This is a genomic window from Massilia aquatica (genome assembly GCF_011682045.1).
GTDB lineage: Bacteria > Pseudomonadota > Gammaproteobacteria > Burkholderiales > Burkholderiaceae_D > Telluria_A > Telluria_A aquatica.
The window spans coordinates 363,145-379,511 of the sequence record NZ_VVIW01000001.1 but is presented as its reverse complement, the minus strand read 5'-3'; the positions used below and the strand labels follow the sequence as shown (position 1 = coordinate 379,511).

13 protein-coding genes are annotated in these 16,367 nt (G+C 63.9%); 5 read left to right on the top strand and 8 right to left on the bottom strand.

Annotated elements, in window-relative coordinates; all coding sequences use genetic code 11:
• Positions 1-55 precede the first annotated feature (55 nt).
• Positions 56-547 (bottom strand): aminoacyl-tRNA deacylase, encoded by a 492-nt coding sequence (locus F1609_RS01790; RefSeq protein ID WP_167074060.1) that lies wholly within the window; start codon positions 545-547, stop codon positions 56-58.
• A gap of 38 nt (positions 548-585) precedes the next feature.
• Between F1609_RS01790 and F1609_RS01785 the strand changes: the two genes are divergently transcribed.
• Positions 586-1,560 (top strand): endonuclease/exonuclease/phosphatase family protein, encoded by a 975-nt coding sequence (locus F1609_RS01785; protein WP_167074059.1) that lies wholly within the window; start codon positions 586-588, stop codon positions 1,558-1,560.
• Here the strand turns inward: F1609_RS01785 and F1609_RS01780 are convergent.
• Complete coding sequence (locus tag F1609_RS01780; protein ID WP_167074057.1) at positions 1,541-4,021, bottom strand: sensor domain-containing protein; 2,481 nt, start codon at positions 4,019-4,021, stop codon at positions 1,541-1,543. The two genes, F1609_RS01785 and F1609_RS01780, sit on opposite strands and share 20 nt — an antisense overlap.
• Before the next feature lie 337 nt (positions 4,022-4,358).
• Between F1609_RS01780 and F1609_RS01775 the strand changes: the two genes are divergently transcribed.
• The 3 genes from F1609_RS01775 (at position 4,359) to F1609_RS01765 (ending at position 9,280) form a co-directional block, all read left to right on the top strand.
• The gene (locus F1609_RS01775; protein WP_167074055.1) at positions 4,359-5,585 is read left to right on the top strand and encodes an efflux RND transporter periplasmic adaptor subunit; all 1,227 of its coding nucleotides are present in this window, start codon (positions 4,359-4,361) and stop codon (positions 5,583-5,585) included.
• A 4-nt stretch (positions 5,586-5,589) separates the two neighbouring features.
• Entirely contained in the window at positions 5,590-8,715 is a 3,126-nt protein-coding gene (locus F1609_RS01770; RefSeq protein ID WP_167074053.1) for an efflux RND transporter permease subunit, read from the top strand.
• A gap of 97 nt (positions 8,716-8,812) precedes the next feature.
• Positions 8,813-9,280 (top strand): nuclear transport factor 2 family protein, encoded by a 468-nt coding sequence (locus F1609_RS01765; RefSeq protein ID WP_167074051.1) that lies wholly within the window; start codon positions 8,813-8,815, stop codon positions 9,278-9,280.
• Between the two features lie 52 nt (positions 9,281-9,332).
• Here the strand turns inward: F1609_RS01765 and F1609_RS01760 are convergent, their stop codons facing one another.
• The 6 genes from F1609_RS01760 to F1609_RS01735 all read right to left on the bottom strand — a co-directional run bounded on the left by F1609_RS01760 (position 9,333) and on the right by F1609_RS01735 (position 14,241).
• Positions 9,333-9,497 carry a hypothetical protein gene (locus F1609_RS01760; RefSeq protein ID WP_167074049.1) on the bottom strand — a complete coding sequence of 55 codons (165 nt, stop codon included), beginning with the start codon at positions 9,495-9,497 and terminating at the stop codon, positions 9,333-9,335.
• A gap of 76 nt (positions 9,498-9,573) precedes the next feature.
• A complete protein-coding gene (gene xerD / locus F1609_RS01755; protein WP_167074047.1) occupies positions 9,574-10,479 on the bottom strand; it encodes a site-specific tyrosine recombinase XerD in 906 nt (301 codons plus the stop codon).
• Complete coding sequence (locus F1609_RS01750; RefSeq protein WP_167074045.1) at positions 10,452-10,973, bottom strand: methylated-DNA--[protein]-cysteine S-methyltransferase; 522 nt, start codon at positions 10,971-10,973, stop codon at positions 10,452-10,454. The genes xerD and F1609_RS01750 overlap by 28 nt, the downstream gene beginning before the upstream one ends.
• Positions 10,974-11,301: 328 nt before the next feature.
• Entirely contained in the window at positions 11,302-12,582 is a 1,281-nt protein-coding gene (locus F1609_RS01745) for a TRAP transporter large permease (protein WP_167074043.1), read from the bottom strand.
• Positions 12,579-13,148, bottom strand: coding sequence for a TRAP transporter small permease (locus F1609_RS01740; RefSeq protein WP_167074041.1), 570 nt, complete (start codon positions 13,146-13,148; stop codon positions 12,579-12,581). The genes F1609_RS01745 and F1609_RS01740 overlap by 4 nt, the downstream gene beginning before the upstream one ends.
• Positions 13,149-13,248: 100 nt before the next feature.
• Positions 13,249-14,241 carry a TRAP transporter substrate-binding protein gene (locus F1609_RS01735; RefSeq protein WP_167074039.1) on the bottom strand — a complete coding sequence of 331 codons (993 nt, stop codon included), beginning with the start codon at positions 14,239-14,241 and terminating at the stop codon, positions 13,249-13,251.
• A 188-nt stretch (positions 14,242-14,429) separates the two neighbouring features.
• Here F1609_RS01735 and F1609_RS01730 point away from each other — a divergent pair, with 188 nt between their 5' ends.
• Positions 14,430-16,355: a sensor histidine kinase gene (locus F1609_RS01730; protein ID WP_229421548.1), complete on the top strand. Its 1,926-nt coding sequence runs from the start codon at positions 14,430-14,432 to the stop codon at positions 16,353-16,355.
• The last annotated feature ends 12 nt before the right edge of the window (positions 16,356-16,367 follow it).

Sequence of the window (16,367 nt, the reverse complement as noted above, 5' to 3'; positions counted from 1 at the left end):
TCAATAATGAACGTATTCCATTGCCGGGTGCGGCCGGGCGTGCCGGCGCATTGGCCTACTCTTCCAGCGCGCACAGCACCGGCCGCGCGCCCAAGAGCGCTACCAGCACCTGCGGCGCGATGCCGACCAGATAGCCGCGCCGGCCGCCGTTGATATAGATCTTGTCGAGCGCCAAAATGCCTTCTTCCACGTACACCGGCAAGGCCTTGCGGGTGCCGAACGGCGATGTGCCGCCGATCTGGTAGCCGGAATGGCGCTGCGCCACCTCCGGCTTGCACGGCTCGACCGACTTGCAGGGAATCGCGCGCGCCAGGTTCTTGGTCGAGACCTTGCAGTCGCCGTGCATCAGCACGATCAGCGGCCTGGCCGCCTCGTCCTGCATCACCAGGGTCTTGACCACCGTATGCTCGGGCACGCCGAGCTCGCGCGCGGAGACCGAGGTGCCGCCATGTTCTTCATACGGATAGGGGTGTTCCGAGAAATCGACCCGGTGCTTGCGCAGGAACTGCGTCGCCGGTGTTTCGGAAATATGCTCTTTCTTGGCCATGCGTGATACGCTAAACGTTCAATGAGGAGTTTCTTATTATGCAGCAAGAAATTCGCTTTGCCACGTTTAACGTGTACAACCTCGCCCCACCGGGCGTGAAGCTGTACGACAATCTGTTGCCATCCACCCCGGAGCAATACGAGGCCAAGCTGGACTGGACCGCGCGCCAGATCGACCTGCTCGACGCCGACGTGATCGGTTTCCAGGAGATTTTTTCGCAGGCCGCCCTGCGCGAAGCCCTGGCGCGCACCCGCAATTACCGCGACGCCTTCCACGTCGGCTTCGATCCCGATCCGGCCGCCGAACGCCTTACGCCGAGCGTGGCGCTGGTGTCGCGCCTGCCGCTGGCCGCACCCGGCGTGGCGCACCTGCAGTTTCCCGACGGCGTGGCGCTGCCGCCCGGCAGCCGCGAGGCCGACCGCTTTTCGCGCGCCGTGATCCATGCGCCGGTGATCGTCTCGCCCGACTGCACGGTCGATGTGGTGGTGGTGCACCTCAAGTCCAAGCGTCCCGATTACCGCAACGGCGACAGCAGCGAAGATGCGCAACTGTACGCGCTGGCCTGCCTGCGTTCGCTGATCCGGCGCGGCACCGAAGCGGCGGCCCTGCGCGTCTTCCTCAGTCAGTTAGCGAAGGAAAACCAGCGTGCGCGCGTGGTGCTGGGCGACTTCAACGACGTGGCCGATGCGGTCACCACCATGATCGTGCTGGGCAACGGCAACACCCTGGGCGACCGCATGTTCGACGCCTACCAGTTGCAGCAGCGCCAGGACCACCTGCGCCACGTGGGCTTTTCCATCGTCCACGACAGCCACTACACGACCATCGACCACATTCTGGTGTCCGAAGAATTCAACGCCGCCCTGCCCAACGCCATCGGCGAGGTGCTCGACGTGGTCTACCTGAACGACCATGTGGTGCTGGCGCTGCCCGAGGCCTCCGACCACGGGCAGGTGCTGGCGCGCATCGGCCTGTTCGACGGGCCGCGCACAGTCAGCGAGGGCGGGGCTTGAGGTCGGGCTCGGTCGAGGCCATGCTGGCGTAAAAGCCCTGGTAATCGTCGCAGCCATGCTGTTGCAGGAACATCAGCTGCTCGGCCGTTTCCACTCCCTCGGCGATCACGCGCAGCTTGAGGCTGCGCGCCACCGCGATGATGGCCGGAATCAGATTGGCCGTGGTGTCGTGTTCGGGAATCTCGTCCACGAACGAGCGGTCGATCTTGAGCTTGGTCAGCGGATAGCGGCGCAGGAAGCTCAGGCTCGAATAGCCGGTGCCGAAGTCGTCGATGGTCAGCTGCACCCCGCGCTCGCGCAAGGCGGTCACGGTGGCCATGGTGGCTTCGTCGCCGCGCATGATCACGCTTTCGGTGATCTCGAGGTCGAGGAATTCCGGCGCCAGCCCGGACAGGCGCAAGGCGTCATCGACGCTGTGCGCCAGCCCGCCATGCAGGAACTGCGCCCCCGACAGGTTGACCGCCACCACCACCGGACAGCCTTCATCGCGCCACGCGCGCGCCTGCGCACAGGCCTGGCGCAGCACCCACTCGCCGATCTGCACCATCAGCCCGCATTCTTCGGCCACCTGGAGGAACTGGTGCGGCATGAGCAGCCCGCGCTGCGGATGGCGCCAGCGCAGCAGCGCTTCGACGGCGATGGTCAGCCCGCTGGCGATGTTGACCTCGGGCTGGTATTCCAGGAAAAACTCCTGGTTCGACAGCGCGTGCCGCAATTCGTTCTCGATCTGCACCCGCTCGATGACATGCGCGTTCATGTCGGCATTGAAGAAGCTGAAGGCGTTGCGCCCGTTCTGCTTGGCGTGGTACATGGCCACGTCGGCATGTTGCAGCAGGGTGTCGACGTCGAGCCCGTCGTCCGGGCAGATGGCGATGCCGATCGAGACCGACAGGCTGATCGTGTGGCCGTTGCTGCGCACCGGCTGCGCCACCGCGTGCATGACGCTGGTGGCCACGTGGGCGGCCTGGTCGACCCCGCCGATGTCGGCCAGGATCACCACGAACTCGTCGCCGCCCTGGCGGCTGACGGTATCAACCCCGCGCACGCAGCCGGTCAGGCGCGTGGCCACTTCCTTGAGCACGGCGTCGCCCACGTGGTGGCCGAAACTGTCGTTGATGCCCTTGAAACGGTCGAGGTCGAGGAACATGACCGCCACCTTGTTGTGCTGGCGCCGTGCCGACACCAGCGCCTGGTGCAGGCGGTCGAGAAACAGCACGCGGTTCGGCAGGTCGGTCAGGAAGTCGTGCTCGGCCAGGTGGCGGGTCTGTTCCTCGGCGCGTTTGCGCTCGGTGATGTCGGTCATGATCGCCATGTAGTTCGAGACCTGCTCGGCGCTGTCGCGGATCGCCGTGACCGCGACCCACACCGGCACATCTTCTTCGCCGCGCCGCACGCAGCAGACCTCGCCTTCCCAGTGGTCGTGCACCGCCACGAAGTCCCAGATCTGCTGGTAGAACGAGGGTTCGTGCGTGCCCGAACGCAAACCCGGCACTTCGCCGCCCATCACCTCGCCCGCCGCAATGCCGGTCAAGGTGGTGAACGCCTGGTTGACGGCAATCACCCGGTACTGGCTGTCGGTGATGAGGATGGCGTCGCGCGAATTTTCGAACACCCGCGCCGCCATGGCCAGCGCGTGCTCGGCCGCCTTGCGCGGGGAAATGTCGCGCAGCACCGCGTAGGACAGGAATTCGTGGTCGAGCGTGACCGAGGTGAGCAGCACCTCGGCCCAGAAATGGGTGCCGTCGGCCAGCGCGTATTCCCATTCGTAGCGATAATTGCCGTCGATGAAGGCGTGCGCCGTCACGGCGGCATCCGCCACGACCGAGGTTTCGCCGGTGGCCTGCACCTCGGGCGAAAAATCGAGCAGCGTCTTGCCGACGAGGTCAGGCTTGGCGGCACAGTGGAACAGCGCCAGCGCGGCCGGATTGGCGTCGATGATGCTGTTGCCTTCGATCAGCACGATGGCGTCGGTCGAGCGCTCGAACAGCTGGCGGAAGTTAACCCCCGCCTCGATCAGTTCGGCTTCGTCGACCTTGCGCCTGCTGATGTCGACTTCCATGCAGAACAATTGTTGCGGCACGCCGTCGCGCAAGACCGGAAAGTGGGTCGAGTACAGCCAGCGCTCGGCGCCGTCCAGGCGCCGGATGTGCCAGTCACGCGGCGGCGCCGTGCGCCCGGTCTTCCAGACCGATTCGAGGGTGTTCTTGAAATCTTCCTCGCGGTCCAGGTGCGAGGCCAGGCTGGTCAGGGGCCGCCCGACCGCCTCGGTCGCGGTGACGCCGAACACGTCGGCGCAGGTATGGTTCCAGTAGCGCACGATGCCGTTGCGGTCGGTGCTGTGCACGGCCACCGTTGGCGCCAGTTCCAGGGCAGCGACGAAGCGGTACAGGACGTCGAGCGCCTCGCGCCCCGGTCCTTCCGGCTCGAAACTGCCCGCTTGGGCAGGTGTGTCATCGCTCACGGTAATCCCTTCATCTCGTTGTGGCCAAGACCGGCGCCACGCCGGTCCCTATCTTGAATCAATAGTTAGACCCATTCTGACCACGCCGGTTCGATTCCGTTTGCGCGCACGCAAAGCCAAGGCCGGGAGAATTGTTTCTTATCCGCAAAATTTGCGCTTTGTCGGGTTTTTTTGCAGTTTGTCGTGCCGGAACGGCGGTCTGTCGCATTCGGCGTGCGGCCGGGGCGCCGATTTTCTATAGTGACAACATGCGCACCTGCCTCCATCCTGCACTCAGGACGGAGCGGCCGCGCAACCGAATCCCGCCACCGCCCGACCAGAAGAAGACCAAGCCACCATGAAACTCGAGACCTTGCCCAGCGCGCCGGCCCTGCCCACCCTCAAGAAACCTCGCTGGCGCGCCCCCGCGCTGGGCGTGGCGATCGTCGCCGTGGGCGTCGGCGCCTGGTTTGCCCTGGCCGGTCCCAAGCCGGCCGCGGCCGACGCCAAGCCAGCCGCCAAGGCGGCACCAGTGTATGAACTGGCGCGCGCCGACGTGGCGGCGGTCGCCAGCGCCGCCCTGAGCGTGAACATGCCGCTGTCGGGCTCGCTGGCGCCGCTGACCCAGGCCACCGTCAAGTCCAAGGTCTCGGGCCAGGTGCTGGAAACGACCGTGCAGGAAGGTATGAACGTGACGGCCGGGCAAGTGCTGGCGCGGCTCGACCAGGCCGACCAGAAGGCGCGCGTGGCGCAGCAGCAGGCCGCGCTCGACGAGGCGCAAGCGCGCCTGTCGATGGCCAGCAAGAACAACGCCAATAGCGGCGCCTTGCTGGCGCAAAAGTACATCTCGCAAAACGCTTACGACACCACCGAAAACAGCGTGGCGCTGGCGCGCGCCAGCGTGCGCGCGGCCCAGGCCCAGCTCGACCTGGCGCGCATCGCCCTGAACGACACCGTGATCCGCTCGCCGCTGACCGGCGTGGTCAGCAAGCGCCACGTGCAGGCCGGCGACAAGCTCTCGCCCGACATGGCGGCGTTTTCCATCGTCAACCTGAAGCAACTGACCCTGGAAGCGCAAGTGCCGGCCTCCGACATCCCGCGCGTAAACATCGGCCAGGAGGTCACATTCCGGGTCGACGGCTATCCGTCCCGCACCTTCGTCGGCAAAGTGGCGCGCATCAACCCGACCACCGAAACCGGCTCGCGCGCGATGCTGGTATACATTAGCGTCGACAATGCCGACAGCGCCCTGCGCGGCGGCATGTTCGCCAAGGGGTCGATCACCACGCAAAAATCGGCCGTGCGTCCGCTGCTGCCGTTCGCGGCCCTGCGCAAGGACCAGCTCGGGGACAAGGAAAGGGATGTGGTCTACGTGGTCGAAGCCGGCAAGGTGGTTTCGCGCCCGGTCACCCTGGGCTTGCGCAACGAGGATGAAGGCATGGTCGAAGTCAGCGGGGGCCTGGAACCCGGTGCGCGCGTCATCACCGCCAAATTGGACGGGGTCAAGCCCGGCAGCCAGGTCAAGCTGAGCGAGCCGCCGGCCACCGTGGCTGTGCCAGCCGCCCCCGCCGCTCCGAAAGGCTGACACCATGTGGATCACAACAACCAGTATCAAGAATCCGGTGTTCGCCACCATGGTGATGGTGGCGCTGGTGGTGCTCGGCCTGTTCTCGTACCAGCGGCTGGGCGTGGAAAGCATGCCCAACGTGTCGATCCCGTTCGCCTGGGTGCAGGTCAACTACCCCGGCGCCTCGCCCGAGCAGGTGGAAAACGACATCACCCGCCCGCTCGAAGACGCCATCAACACCGTCAGCGGCGTCAAGAAAATCCGCAGCAATTCGTGGGAAGGCCGGGCCGGCGTGCAGGTCGAGTTCCAGCTGTCGACCAACATGGACAAGGCCATGACCGACATGCGCGACAAGATTGGCCTGGCGCGCCCCGGCTTTCCGAAGGAAGCCAAGGAACCGTTCATCGTCCGTGAAGAAGGCGACAACAGCCGCGCCATCGTCGAACTGTCGCTGATGTCCGACACGCGCAACCTGCGCGACCTGTCGACCCTGACCGAGCAGGTCATCAGCAAGCGCCTGCAGGGCGTGGCGGGCGTTGGCCAGGTGCGCGTGCACGGCACCACCAACCGCCAGATCCTGGTGCACATCCGGCCCGATGGCCTGACCAGCCAGAACATCGGCGTGGACGAAGTGCTGCGCGCAATCCAGAGCACCAACACCAATCTGCCGGCCGGGAATATCGCCTACGGCGCGGCCGAGCGGCTGGTACGCATCGAAGGCAAGATCAAGGATGCGCGCGGCTTCAATAAAATCATCGTGGCGCGCCGCGCCAGCGGCCCGGTGTACCTCGACCAGGTAGCCGACGTCATCGACGGCGAGCAGGAAGAAACCTCGATCTCGCGCATCAACGGCAAGCGCGCCATCACGCTGGAAGTGACCAAGATCCAGGATGCCAACGTGGTCGAAGTGGGCACCGCCATCAAAAAGGCGGTCACCGCGCTCGGCACCACCCTGCCGGCCGATATCCACCTCAAGATCGTCGAAGACCAGTCCGACCGCGTGCAGAAGCAGCTCGACAACGTCAAGCGCACCATCATCGAAGGCGCGGTGCTGACCATGCTGATCGTGTTCCTGTTCCTGCACTCGTGGCGCAGCACGATCATCACCGGCTTGACCTTGCCGATTTCGGTGATGGCCAGTTTCATCGCCATGAAGTTCTTCGGCTTTACGCTCAACTTCCTCACCCTGATGGCGCTGTCGCTGTGCATTGGCCTGTTGATCGACGATGCGATCGTGGTACGCGAAAACATCGTGCGCCACCTCGGTATGGGCAAGACCCACACCCAGGCTGCCAACGACGGCACTAACGAAATCGGAATGGCCGTGATGGCCACCACCTTTGCCATCGTCGCCGTGTTCGTGCCGGTCGCTTTCATGGAAGGCATCATCGGGCGCTTCTTCCTGCAGTTCGGGATCACGGTGGCGGTGGCGGTGATGGTGTCGCTGTTCGTCAGCTTCACGCTCGACCCGATGCTCTCGTCGGTGTGGCGCGATCCGGTCAAGGACCGCTTCAAGTACGTGCCGTGGCTGGGACGCGCCATGGACAGGATCGAGCACGGCATCGAACGCCTGCACGTCTGGTACGGCAAGGTGCTGGAACTGGCGCTGCGCTGGCGCAAAGCCACCCTGGCGCTGGCGGCCGCCCTGTTCGCCGGCAGCATGGCCTTGACCCCGCTGATCGGCGGCGAGATGTTCCCCGAAACCGACGACGGCTATATCCACATGCAGTTCAAGGCCCCGGTCGGATCGAGCCTGGAATACACCGACCAGAAGATGCAGCAGGTCGAAGCGGCGCTCAAGGAATTCAAGGAAATCGACAGCGCGATTACCACCGTGGGCACCGACAACGGCCGCCACACGGCCCAGATGAACCTGAAGCTGACCGACGTGAACACAACCGGCCGCCGCTCGCAGAAGGAAGTCGAACGCCTGATCCGCGCGCGCTTGGAGCCCATCGCCGGGATCACCATGTCGGTCGGCTGGAAGCCGATCTTCATCGCCATCCTGGGCCAGGATGAAGCCAAGCTGGACGCCGTGGCGCAGCAGCTGATGGACAAGATGCGGGCGATTAAAGGCATCGCCGACCTGGAATACAGCCAGGAAGGGGCCAACCCGGCCACCATCGTCAAGATCAACAACGAACTGGCCAGCGACCTGGGACTGTCGACCCAGCAGATCGGGCTGGCGCTGCGGCCTTTCGTGGCGGGCGACCAGATCAGCCGCTGGCTGGCGCCGGACGGCCAAAACTACGATGTCAACGTGCAGCTGCCCAAGTCGGGCCGCCAGAAAGTGGCCGACCTGGCCGACCTGTCGGTGGCGTCCAGCAAGCGCGATGCCGAGGGCAATCCGGTGATGGTGCCGCTGCGCCAGGTGGTTCAATTCGTGCCGTCCACCAGCCCGCAGGTGCTCAAGCGCCAGGCGCTGGAGCGCCGCGTGGCGATCTACGCCAGCGCCGAAGGGCGTCCGACCGGGGATGTGGACGGCGACGTCAAGCTGGCCATGAAGAGCATCACACTGCCCGAGGGCGTGCGCTTCGACGTCGGCGGCGACGCCGAGCAGATGGCCGAAACCATGGGCGCGGCCGGTGCGGCGCTGGGGATCGCGGTGATCTTCATCTACCTGGTGCTGGCCTCGCAGTTCGGCAGCTTCCTGCAGCCGATCGCGATCATGGTGTCCTTGCCGCTGTCGATGATCGGGGTGTTCATCGCCCTGCTGGTGACGGGCAGCACCTTGAATATTTTCTCGGTGATCGGGATCGTGATGCTGATGGGCCTGGTGACCAAGAACGCGATCTTGCTGGTCGACTTTACCAACCACGGCCAGCGCGAGGGCATGAACCAGCACGATGCGATCCTGGAAGCGGGCCAGGTGCGCCTGCGTCCGATCCTGATGACGACCCTGGCGATGATCTTCGGCATGCTGCCAATGGCGATCGGCATGGGCGACGGCGGCGAATCGCAGGCGCCGATGGGACGCGCCGTGATCGGCGGGGTGATTACATCGACGCTATTGACCCTGGTGGTGGTGCCGGTCGCGTACACCTACCTGGACAGCCTGGGCAAGCGCGCGGCGCGCTGGTTCAAGGGCGATGAGAAAGATGAGCACGGGGCGGCGCACGAAGAGGACAAGATCGCCGCCGGCGTTTGAGCATCCGTCGCGCCGCTTCGGCATCGCGACGGCCACAGATTGCATGGGGACGGCCGGGCCGTTCCCATGTCCGCATCACCGACCACGAAAGGTATCCATGCAACGCTCTTTACTGTTTCTGTTGTGCGCCGCCGCGCCGCTGATGGCGCAGGCGGCCGACGCCACCAGCGCCACCGATACTCAGATGATCGAACGCGCAGTACGCGACTATATCGAGTCGCAGCACAAGGCCGATCCGGCGCGCATGGAACGCGGCCTCGATCCCAAACTCGCCAAGCGCACCTACTGGCAGGCGGCCGACGGTTCCGAATTCATCATGCATACCGACTATGAAACGATGGTCAAGGTGGCGCGTACCTTCAACAAGGACGGCAGCAAGTTCCCGGCCCAGCCACGGGTGGACATCAAGATCCTCGATGTCGACCAGCGCGTGGCCACCGTCAAGCTGAGCGCCGACGAGTGGATCGACTACATGCACCTGTATAAGAACCAGCGCAGCGAGTGGAAGATCGTCAATGTGCTGTGGCAGTACCATGACACGGCACGCCAGGTGAACAAAAAGTAGGTTTTCCGGCCGCTGCCGGCGCGATGCGCCAGCGGCCGGGATGCCGGGATGACTATTCCGGCTTGGCTTCCTCGGCGTCATCCTCATCCGGCGCCTCATTGTCTTCACCGCCAGGCGTGGTCTTGGCTTCAAGCTTGCGCTTGGCCTTCTCGTCCGCCTTTTTCTTTTTTTCTAATTCCCTCTGCCGCTTTTCGTACTGGAAATTAGTTTTAGCCATGGATCACCTCTTGGGTTGTAAAAGAATAGGGGTAGTAAGGCACCATTATGACCCAGTTATGCGTTCGGCATTTGAATTAACCACGTGGGTGATGCTCGGCGTGCAGTCGCTTCATGCGCTCGCGCGCAACATGCGTGTAAATCTGTGTCGTCGAAATATCGGCGTGCCCGAGCAGAAGTTGCACAACCCGCAAGTCGGCCCCGTGATTGAGCAAGTGCGTGGCAAAAGCGTGGCGCAGGGTGTGCGGCGACAAGGGCGCCGTGATGCCCGCCGTGCCGGCATGCTTTTTGATCAATATCCAGAACATCTGGCGCGTCATCGGCCCGCCGCGCCCGGTCACGAACAGCGCATCGTCCATCTGGCCGTTCAGGATGATCCCACGCGCGTCTTTCAGGTAGCGTTCGATCCACTGGCGCGCTTCCTGGCCAAACGGCACCAGCCGCGTTTTACTGCCCTTGCCGGTGATGCGCAGCACGCCATCGTTCAGGCTCAGTTCCATCATCTTGAGCGTCACCAGCTCCGACACCCGCAGCCCGCTCGCATACATCACCTCCAGCATGGTGCGCTCGCGCAGCCCCAGCGGCGTACTCACGTCGGGCGCCTCGAGCAAGGCTTCCACCTGCGCTTCGGTCAGGGTATGCACGAAACGCTGCGGCTGCCTGGCCGAGGCCATCTGCAGGCAGGGGTCAAACGTCACCTCCTTGTTGCGCAGCGCCAGCTGGTAAAAGCGCTTGAGCACCGACAGGCGCCGGTTGGCCGTGCTCGGTTTGGACTCGGCGTGGCGGTCGGAAAAATACGCTTCCAGCTCGCCGGCGCCGACCGCGTGCAGGCTGGCGATCGCCGGACGCGTCACTTCCAGCCAGCGCGCGAACAGGCGCAGGTCGCGCCGGTAGGCGTCGATCGAATTCCTGGCCAAGCCTTGTTCCAGCCATAGCTGGTCGCAAAAGGCGTCGATCAGTTGAAGATTGACTGCTGTTGCCATGGTGCCTTGCCTGCCCCTTCATGCGCGAGCAGCCAGCGCTTGACGCTCAGGTGGAAACCATTTTCATCGTCATGGTTCGAAAAGCCGCCCAGCCCGCCTGCGGCGGTGACCCGGTGGCACGGAATGATGATCGGAAACCAGTTGGCGCCGCAGGCCTGCCCCACCGCGCGCGGGGCCGAGCCGATGTGCTTGGCAACCTGGCCGTAGGTACGCACCGTGCCGCGCGGGATCGCGCAAATCGCGTCCCACACCTTGCGCTGGTATGCGCTGCCGGCGTCCAGCAGCGGCAAGGTGAAGCGAAAATCGGGGTCGAGCAGGTACTGTGCGACCTGCTGCGCAGCCAGTTCGGCGACCGGGTCGGTCGCCTCTTTCTCACCAAAATGGGGCGGCAGGTACACCAGTTCGCGCACGCGGCCGCTATCGGTGCGGATGCCGACCGCGCCGAACGGCGCCGCCACGATGGCCGAAAAAATGTTTTCTGCTTGCGGGTTCATACACGAGAGTATAGACCAGTGTACGGGCCCGGACGGCGCCAAACCACTCCCCAGCGCTTTCCGACGGACGAAAAAAAACGCACCTTGCGGTGCGTTCCAAATTTTGTTCACGTTCCCGGCCGTTTGGTCATGCCAACAGCATTCTGTAAAACGCGTGTCTCCTCGATATTTCTCCGGTATGGACTACCGTTTCTTCTATCTTCCCACTCCCCCAACCTGCAATCCGTTCGCCCCCATCCGCACCAGTATGGTGCTGGATCGGTGCCCATCATAACTTATTTGATTTAAGAAAATGTGGCTTTTTTTTCACGGTGGGGGAAAATATATTTCACTTGTAAATTAAATTAGGCAGCCACAGTGAGATCTGTGGTACGTAGGTCACCACCACCAGGAAGGCCAGCATCGTCAGCAGCCACGGCATCACCGCCACGGTCAGTTCCGAGATGCCCATCTTGGTAATGCCCGACGCCACGTACAGGTTCAGCCCGACCGGCGGATGGCACATGCCGACTTCCATGTTGACGATGATCAGGATGCCGAAGTGGACCGGATCGATGCCCAGTTTCATCGCCACCGGGAACAGGATCGGCGCCATGATCAGGACGATCGAGGACGGTTCCATCACGTTGCCTGCCAACAGCAGCAAGATGTTTACCACCAGCAGGAAACTGATCACGCCCAGGCCCTGGCCGGTAATCCAGGCCGCCATCGCTTGCGGAATGCCTTCGCTGGTCATCAGGAACGAGAACAGCATCGCATTGGTGATGATGTACAGCAGCATGGCCGACATCGACGCCGAATCGAGCAGCACCTTGGCCACCTGCTTGAGCTTCAAGTCCTTGTAGACGAACACGGCGATGATGAAGGCGTACACCGCCGCCATCGCAGCCGCCTCGGTCGGGGTGAACTTGCCCGAATAAATCCCGCCCATCACGATGACGATCAGCAGCAAGCCCCAGGCGCTCTTGCGGAACGCTTCCCACCGCTCGCCCCAGCTCGCCTTTTTCATGCGTGGATAGTTATGCTTGCGCGCCAGGAACCAGGTCGTCAGGCCCAGCAGGCTGGCCAGCATCAGGCCCGGCACCACGCCGGCCATGAACAGCTGGCCGACCGAGGTGTTGGTGGTGACCGAATACATCACCATCACGATCGATGGCGGAATCAAAATCCCGAGCGCGCCCGAAGTGGTGATCACGCCGGCGCCGAAGCCGCGCGGATAGCCCTGGCGCACCATGGCCGGCAGGATGATCGAGCCGATCGCCACCACCGTGGCCGGGCTGGAACCGGACACCGCCGCGAACAGCGCGCAGGCCACCACGCCGGCCAGCGCCAGGCCGCCGTGCCAGTGGCCCACCATCGAGGTGGCGAAGTTGATCATGCGCCGCGCTACCCCGCCGTGCGTGAGGAAATTGCCCGCCAAAATGAAGAACGGAATCGCCATGATCTCGAACTTCTCGATGCCGGTAAACAGTTTCAGCGCGACCGACTGGATCGGCACGTCGGTCATGGTGAACAGGAACGTGAGGACGGTCAGGCCGAGCGAGATCGAGATCGGCATGCCCGTGAGCATCAGGACGATCAGCAGGGTGAAGATGATGAGGGCGTTCATGCGGCACCGCCTTTCGCTGCGGCGATCTCGTCTTCGAGACCTTCCACGTGGCCGTGGTCATGCTTGGGCAACTCGCCGGTGCGGATGAAATGCACGGCGACCTGGATGAAGCGGAAGCACATCAGGTAGGAACCGAGCGGCACGGCCAGGTACACCAGCCACATCGGCACTTCGAGATCGGACGAGGTCTGGTCGGTCTGCGCCATGTGCCACACGAAGTTCGCGCCCAGGGTGCCGACGATGGCGGTAAACGTCGCCCCGGCCAGCAGGCCGAACACGATGAACTTGTTGCGCCATGGGGTGTCCAGGCGGTTGATGATCACATCGATGCCGACGTGGATGCCGGTGCGCACGCCGTAGGCGGCGCCGAACTTGGCCATCCACACGAACATGTAGATGCACAGTTCCTGGGCCCAGCTGGTATTAATTTGAATCAGCCAGTCCTGCACCACCGGAATGGGCAGGCCGGAAAAGTAGCGGTGGACCACCGCAACGAACACAACGAGCGTGGCTGCGCCCATCAGGCTCGCAATGATCCACTCTTCCAGATGGTCGAGAAATTTCATGTCGAATCCTTATGTCGAATCTGTAAATTAAGGAAGGGGAATGGGGAAATGCATGAAGGCGGGCACCGCATGCAGCGGCGCCCGCCCTGGTACTGCGTGATTACTTGGCGGCGGCGGCGGTCTTGTTGATCGCGCCAATCAGCTCGGCGCCGATGCGGCTTTCCATCTGTTTATGCACCGGCAGCAGCATCTTGCGCCATTCGGCCTGTTCGGCCGCGGTTGGCGTGTAGATGGCGGTCTTGCCGGTTTTCTTGATCGCTTCGAGCGCCATGTCGTTATCGCGCTGGGCGATGGCTTTCTCGAACGTGGTGGCGTCGCGCATGGCCGTCGTCAGACTGGTGCGGATATCGGCCGGCAAGCCATCCCAGAACTTCTTGTTGACGATGACGGCATAGCCCAGGTAACCGTGGTTCGACAGGGTCACGTGCTTCTGCACTTCGTGCATTTTCTGGGTGAACATGTTCGATGGCGGATTCTCGGTGCCGTCGACCACGCCGGTCTGCAGCGCCTGGTACACCTCGGAGAAGGCCAGCACCTGCGGATTGGCGCCGAGGGCGCGCATCTGCGCGTCGAGCACCTTGGACGACTGGATGCGCAGCTTCTGGCCACGGAAATCGGCCGGCACGCGCAACTGCTTGTTGGCCGACATCACCTTGAAGCCGTTATCCCAGTACGCAAGACCCGTAATGCCCTTCGGCTCGAGCTTTTGCAGCAGGCTCTTGCCGATCGGGCCTTCGGTCACGCTGTACAGCGCAGCCTTGGTCGGGAAAATGTATGGCAGATCAAACGCTTCGAATTCTTTCACGCCGAGCGGTCCGAACTTGGCCAGCGATGGCGCCAGCATCTGCACCGCGCCCAGTTGCAAGGCTTCGAGCTCTTCCTTGTCCTTGTACAGCTGGCTGTTCGGGTAGACTTCCACCTTGACGCGGCCCTTTGTGGCTTTCTCGGCCAGCTCCTTGAAGCGTTCGGCGGCCTGCCCTTTCGGTGTGTCGGTTGCCACAACATGGCTGAATTTGATCACGATCGGCGCTTGCGCCCATGCACTGAAACTGACCGTTGCGGCGAGCGCGACGACGAGCGATTTAATTTGCATTCTGTCTCCAAATTTACGAAAACCAACGTTTCTTGACCGCAATGCGGACTCCCGACCACCATTCTGCACTGCAACAGTAGAACTCCACAATAGCCAAGACGGACAATTACGGACAACTTGTGATTATGAATTCATCTCCGCGGCCCGCAAGGCCCCGTTTCGTTCTTGGCGGCCTGTGGCGCTGGCTGATGCCGGTACTGTTGGTACTGTTGTTTTTAGCGGTGCTGTTCTGGCTGCCGTGGCAGGCGCGCCAGATGGAAACCACCGAGCGCCAGGAACAATTGATTGCCGACACCTTATGGGTCGAGCAAACCATCCGTTTCGAGCTCACCCGCAACGAAGAAGCGCTGGCCGCGCTCGGCGCCGAAGTCGCCGAAGGCAAGCTGGACGACGCGGCGCTGCGCGCGCGCCTGGCCCAGATGCTCAAACTCAGCCACGAGTTGGAGCAGGTGCGCTGGTTCGACCCTGGCCTGCGCCTGCTGGCCGCCAGCGCGGCGCCGGGCGCGCCCTCGCTGCGCGCGCCCGCGCAAGATACGGCCGAGATGGCGCGCGCCGGCCGGGTCGGCCGCTACGCCGAACCGTACCCGGGCGCCGCGCCCGGCAAGCGCCTGCTCGACTACCACCTGCCGCTGTTTCACGACGGCGCTTACGTGGGCAGCCTGGTGGCCACGGTCGACCTCAAGATCCTGCTCGACGAAACCGTGCCCTGGTGGTTCGCGCAGGACAACGCCATTTCCCTGGTCGACCGCGACGAGACCGTGCTGGCCAAGCGCGCCGCCGCCGGCCCGGGGCGCGGCGTGTACACCCACAAACGCGCGCTCGACCTGACTGGCGCCACGGTCATGCTGGCCACCGACAGCGTCAAGAGCGAACCGCGCCTGCTGCCCAACCTGCTGGTCGGCTCGGTGGTGCTGCTGGCCCTCGGCCTGTTGATCAGCCTGATGGCCTTGTGGCGCCACATCGCGCGCCGCCTGGCGGCCGAGGGCGCGCTGCGCCAGCAGATGGCGTTTCGCACCGCCATGGAAAACTCGCTGGTCACCGGCCTGCGCGCGCGCGACCTGGAAGGGCGGGTCACCTACGTCAACCCGGCGTTCTGCCGGATGGTCGGTTATCCGGCCGAGGAACTGCTGGGCAAGACCCCGCCCATGCCCTACTGGGCGCCGGAAGCGATGGCGGTCTACCAGCAGCGCTTCGCCTCGGTGCTGGCGGGCGAAGCGACCCAGCAGTTCGAAACCATCTTCCAGCGCAGCGACGGCGCGCGCGTGCCGGTGCTCATTTTCGAGGCGCCGCTGGTCGACAGCGACGGGCGCCAGACCGGCTGGATGAGCTCGATTCTCGACATCTCCGACCTGAAACGCGTCGAAGAACTCAACCGCCAGCAGCAGGAAAAATTGCAGGCCAGCGCCCGCCTGGCCACCATGGGCGAAATTTCCTCGATGCTGGCGCACGAGCTGAACCAGCCGCTGGCGGCGATCGCCAGCTACACCACCGGCGCCCTCAACGTGCTGGGACGGGCGCAAGACAAAGGACAAAGCGTCGACGCCGGCCTGCTGCAGCCGGCGCTGGAACAGGCCAGCCTGCAAGCCCAGCGCGCCGGCCAGATCATCCGCAGCGTGCACGAGTTCGTCAAAAAGCGCGAACCGCAGCGCCAGCAGATTGGCGTGCAGGCACTGGTCGACGGCATCCACGCCCTGATCGAACTGCAGGCGCGCAAGTTTTACGTGCTGGTCGAGACCAGCATCGCGCCCGGCCTGCCGTGCGTGAGCGCCGACCGCATGATGCTCGAGCAAGTCTTGCTCAACCTGACCCGCAACGGCATCGAAGCCATGCAGGACATCGCCCCCGCACGGCGCCTGCTGCGCATCGCCGCCACCTGCGAGCAGGGCCAGGTGTGCGTGGCCGTGATCGACCAGGGCCACGGGATTGCGCCGGAGGTGGCCGAGCGCCTGTTTTCGCCGTTCTTCTCGACCAAGGCCGAAGGCATGGGAATGGGCTTGTCGGTGTGCCGCAGCGCCGTCGAATTTCATGGCGGCAGCCTGAAACACGCCGCCAATCCGGACGGCGGCACCATCTTCAGCTTCAGCTTGCCGGCGCAAGCGGCGCCGCTGGGGTAGACTACGCGAAAA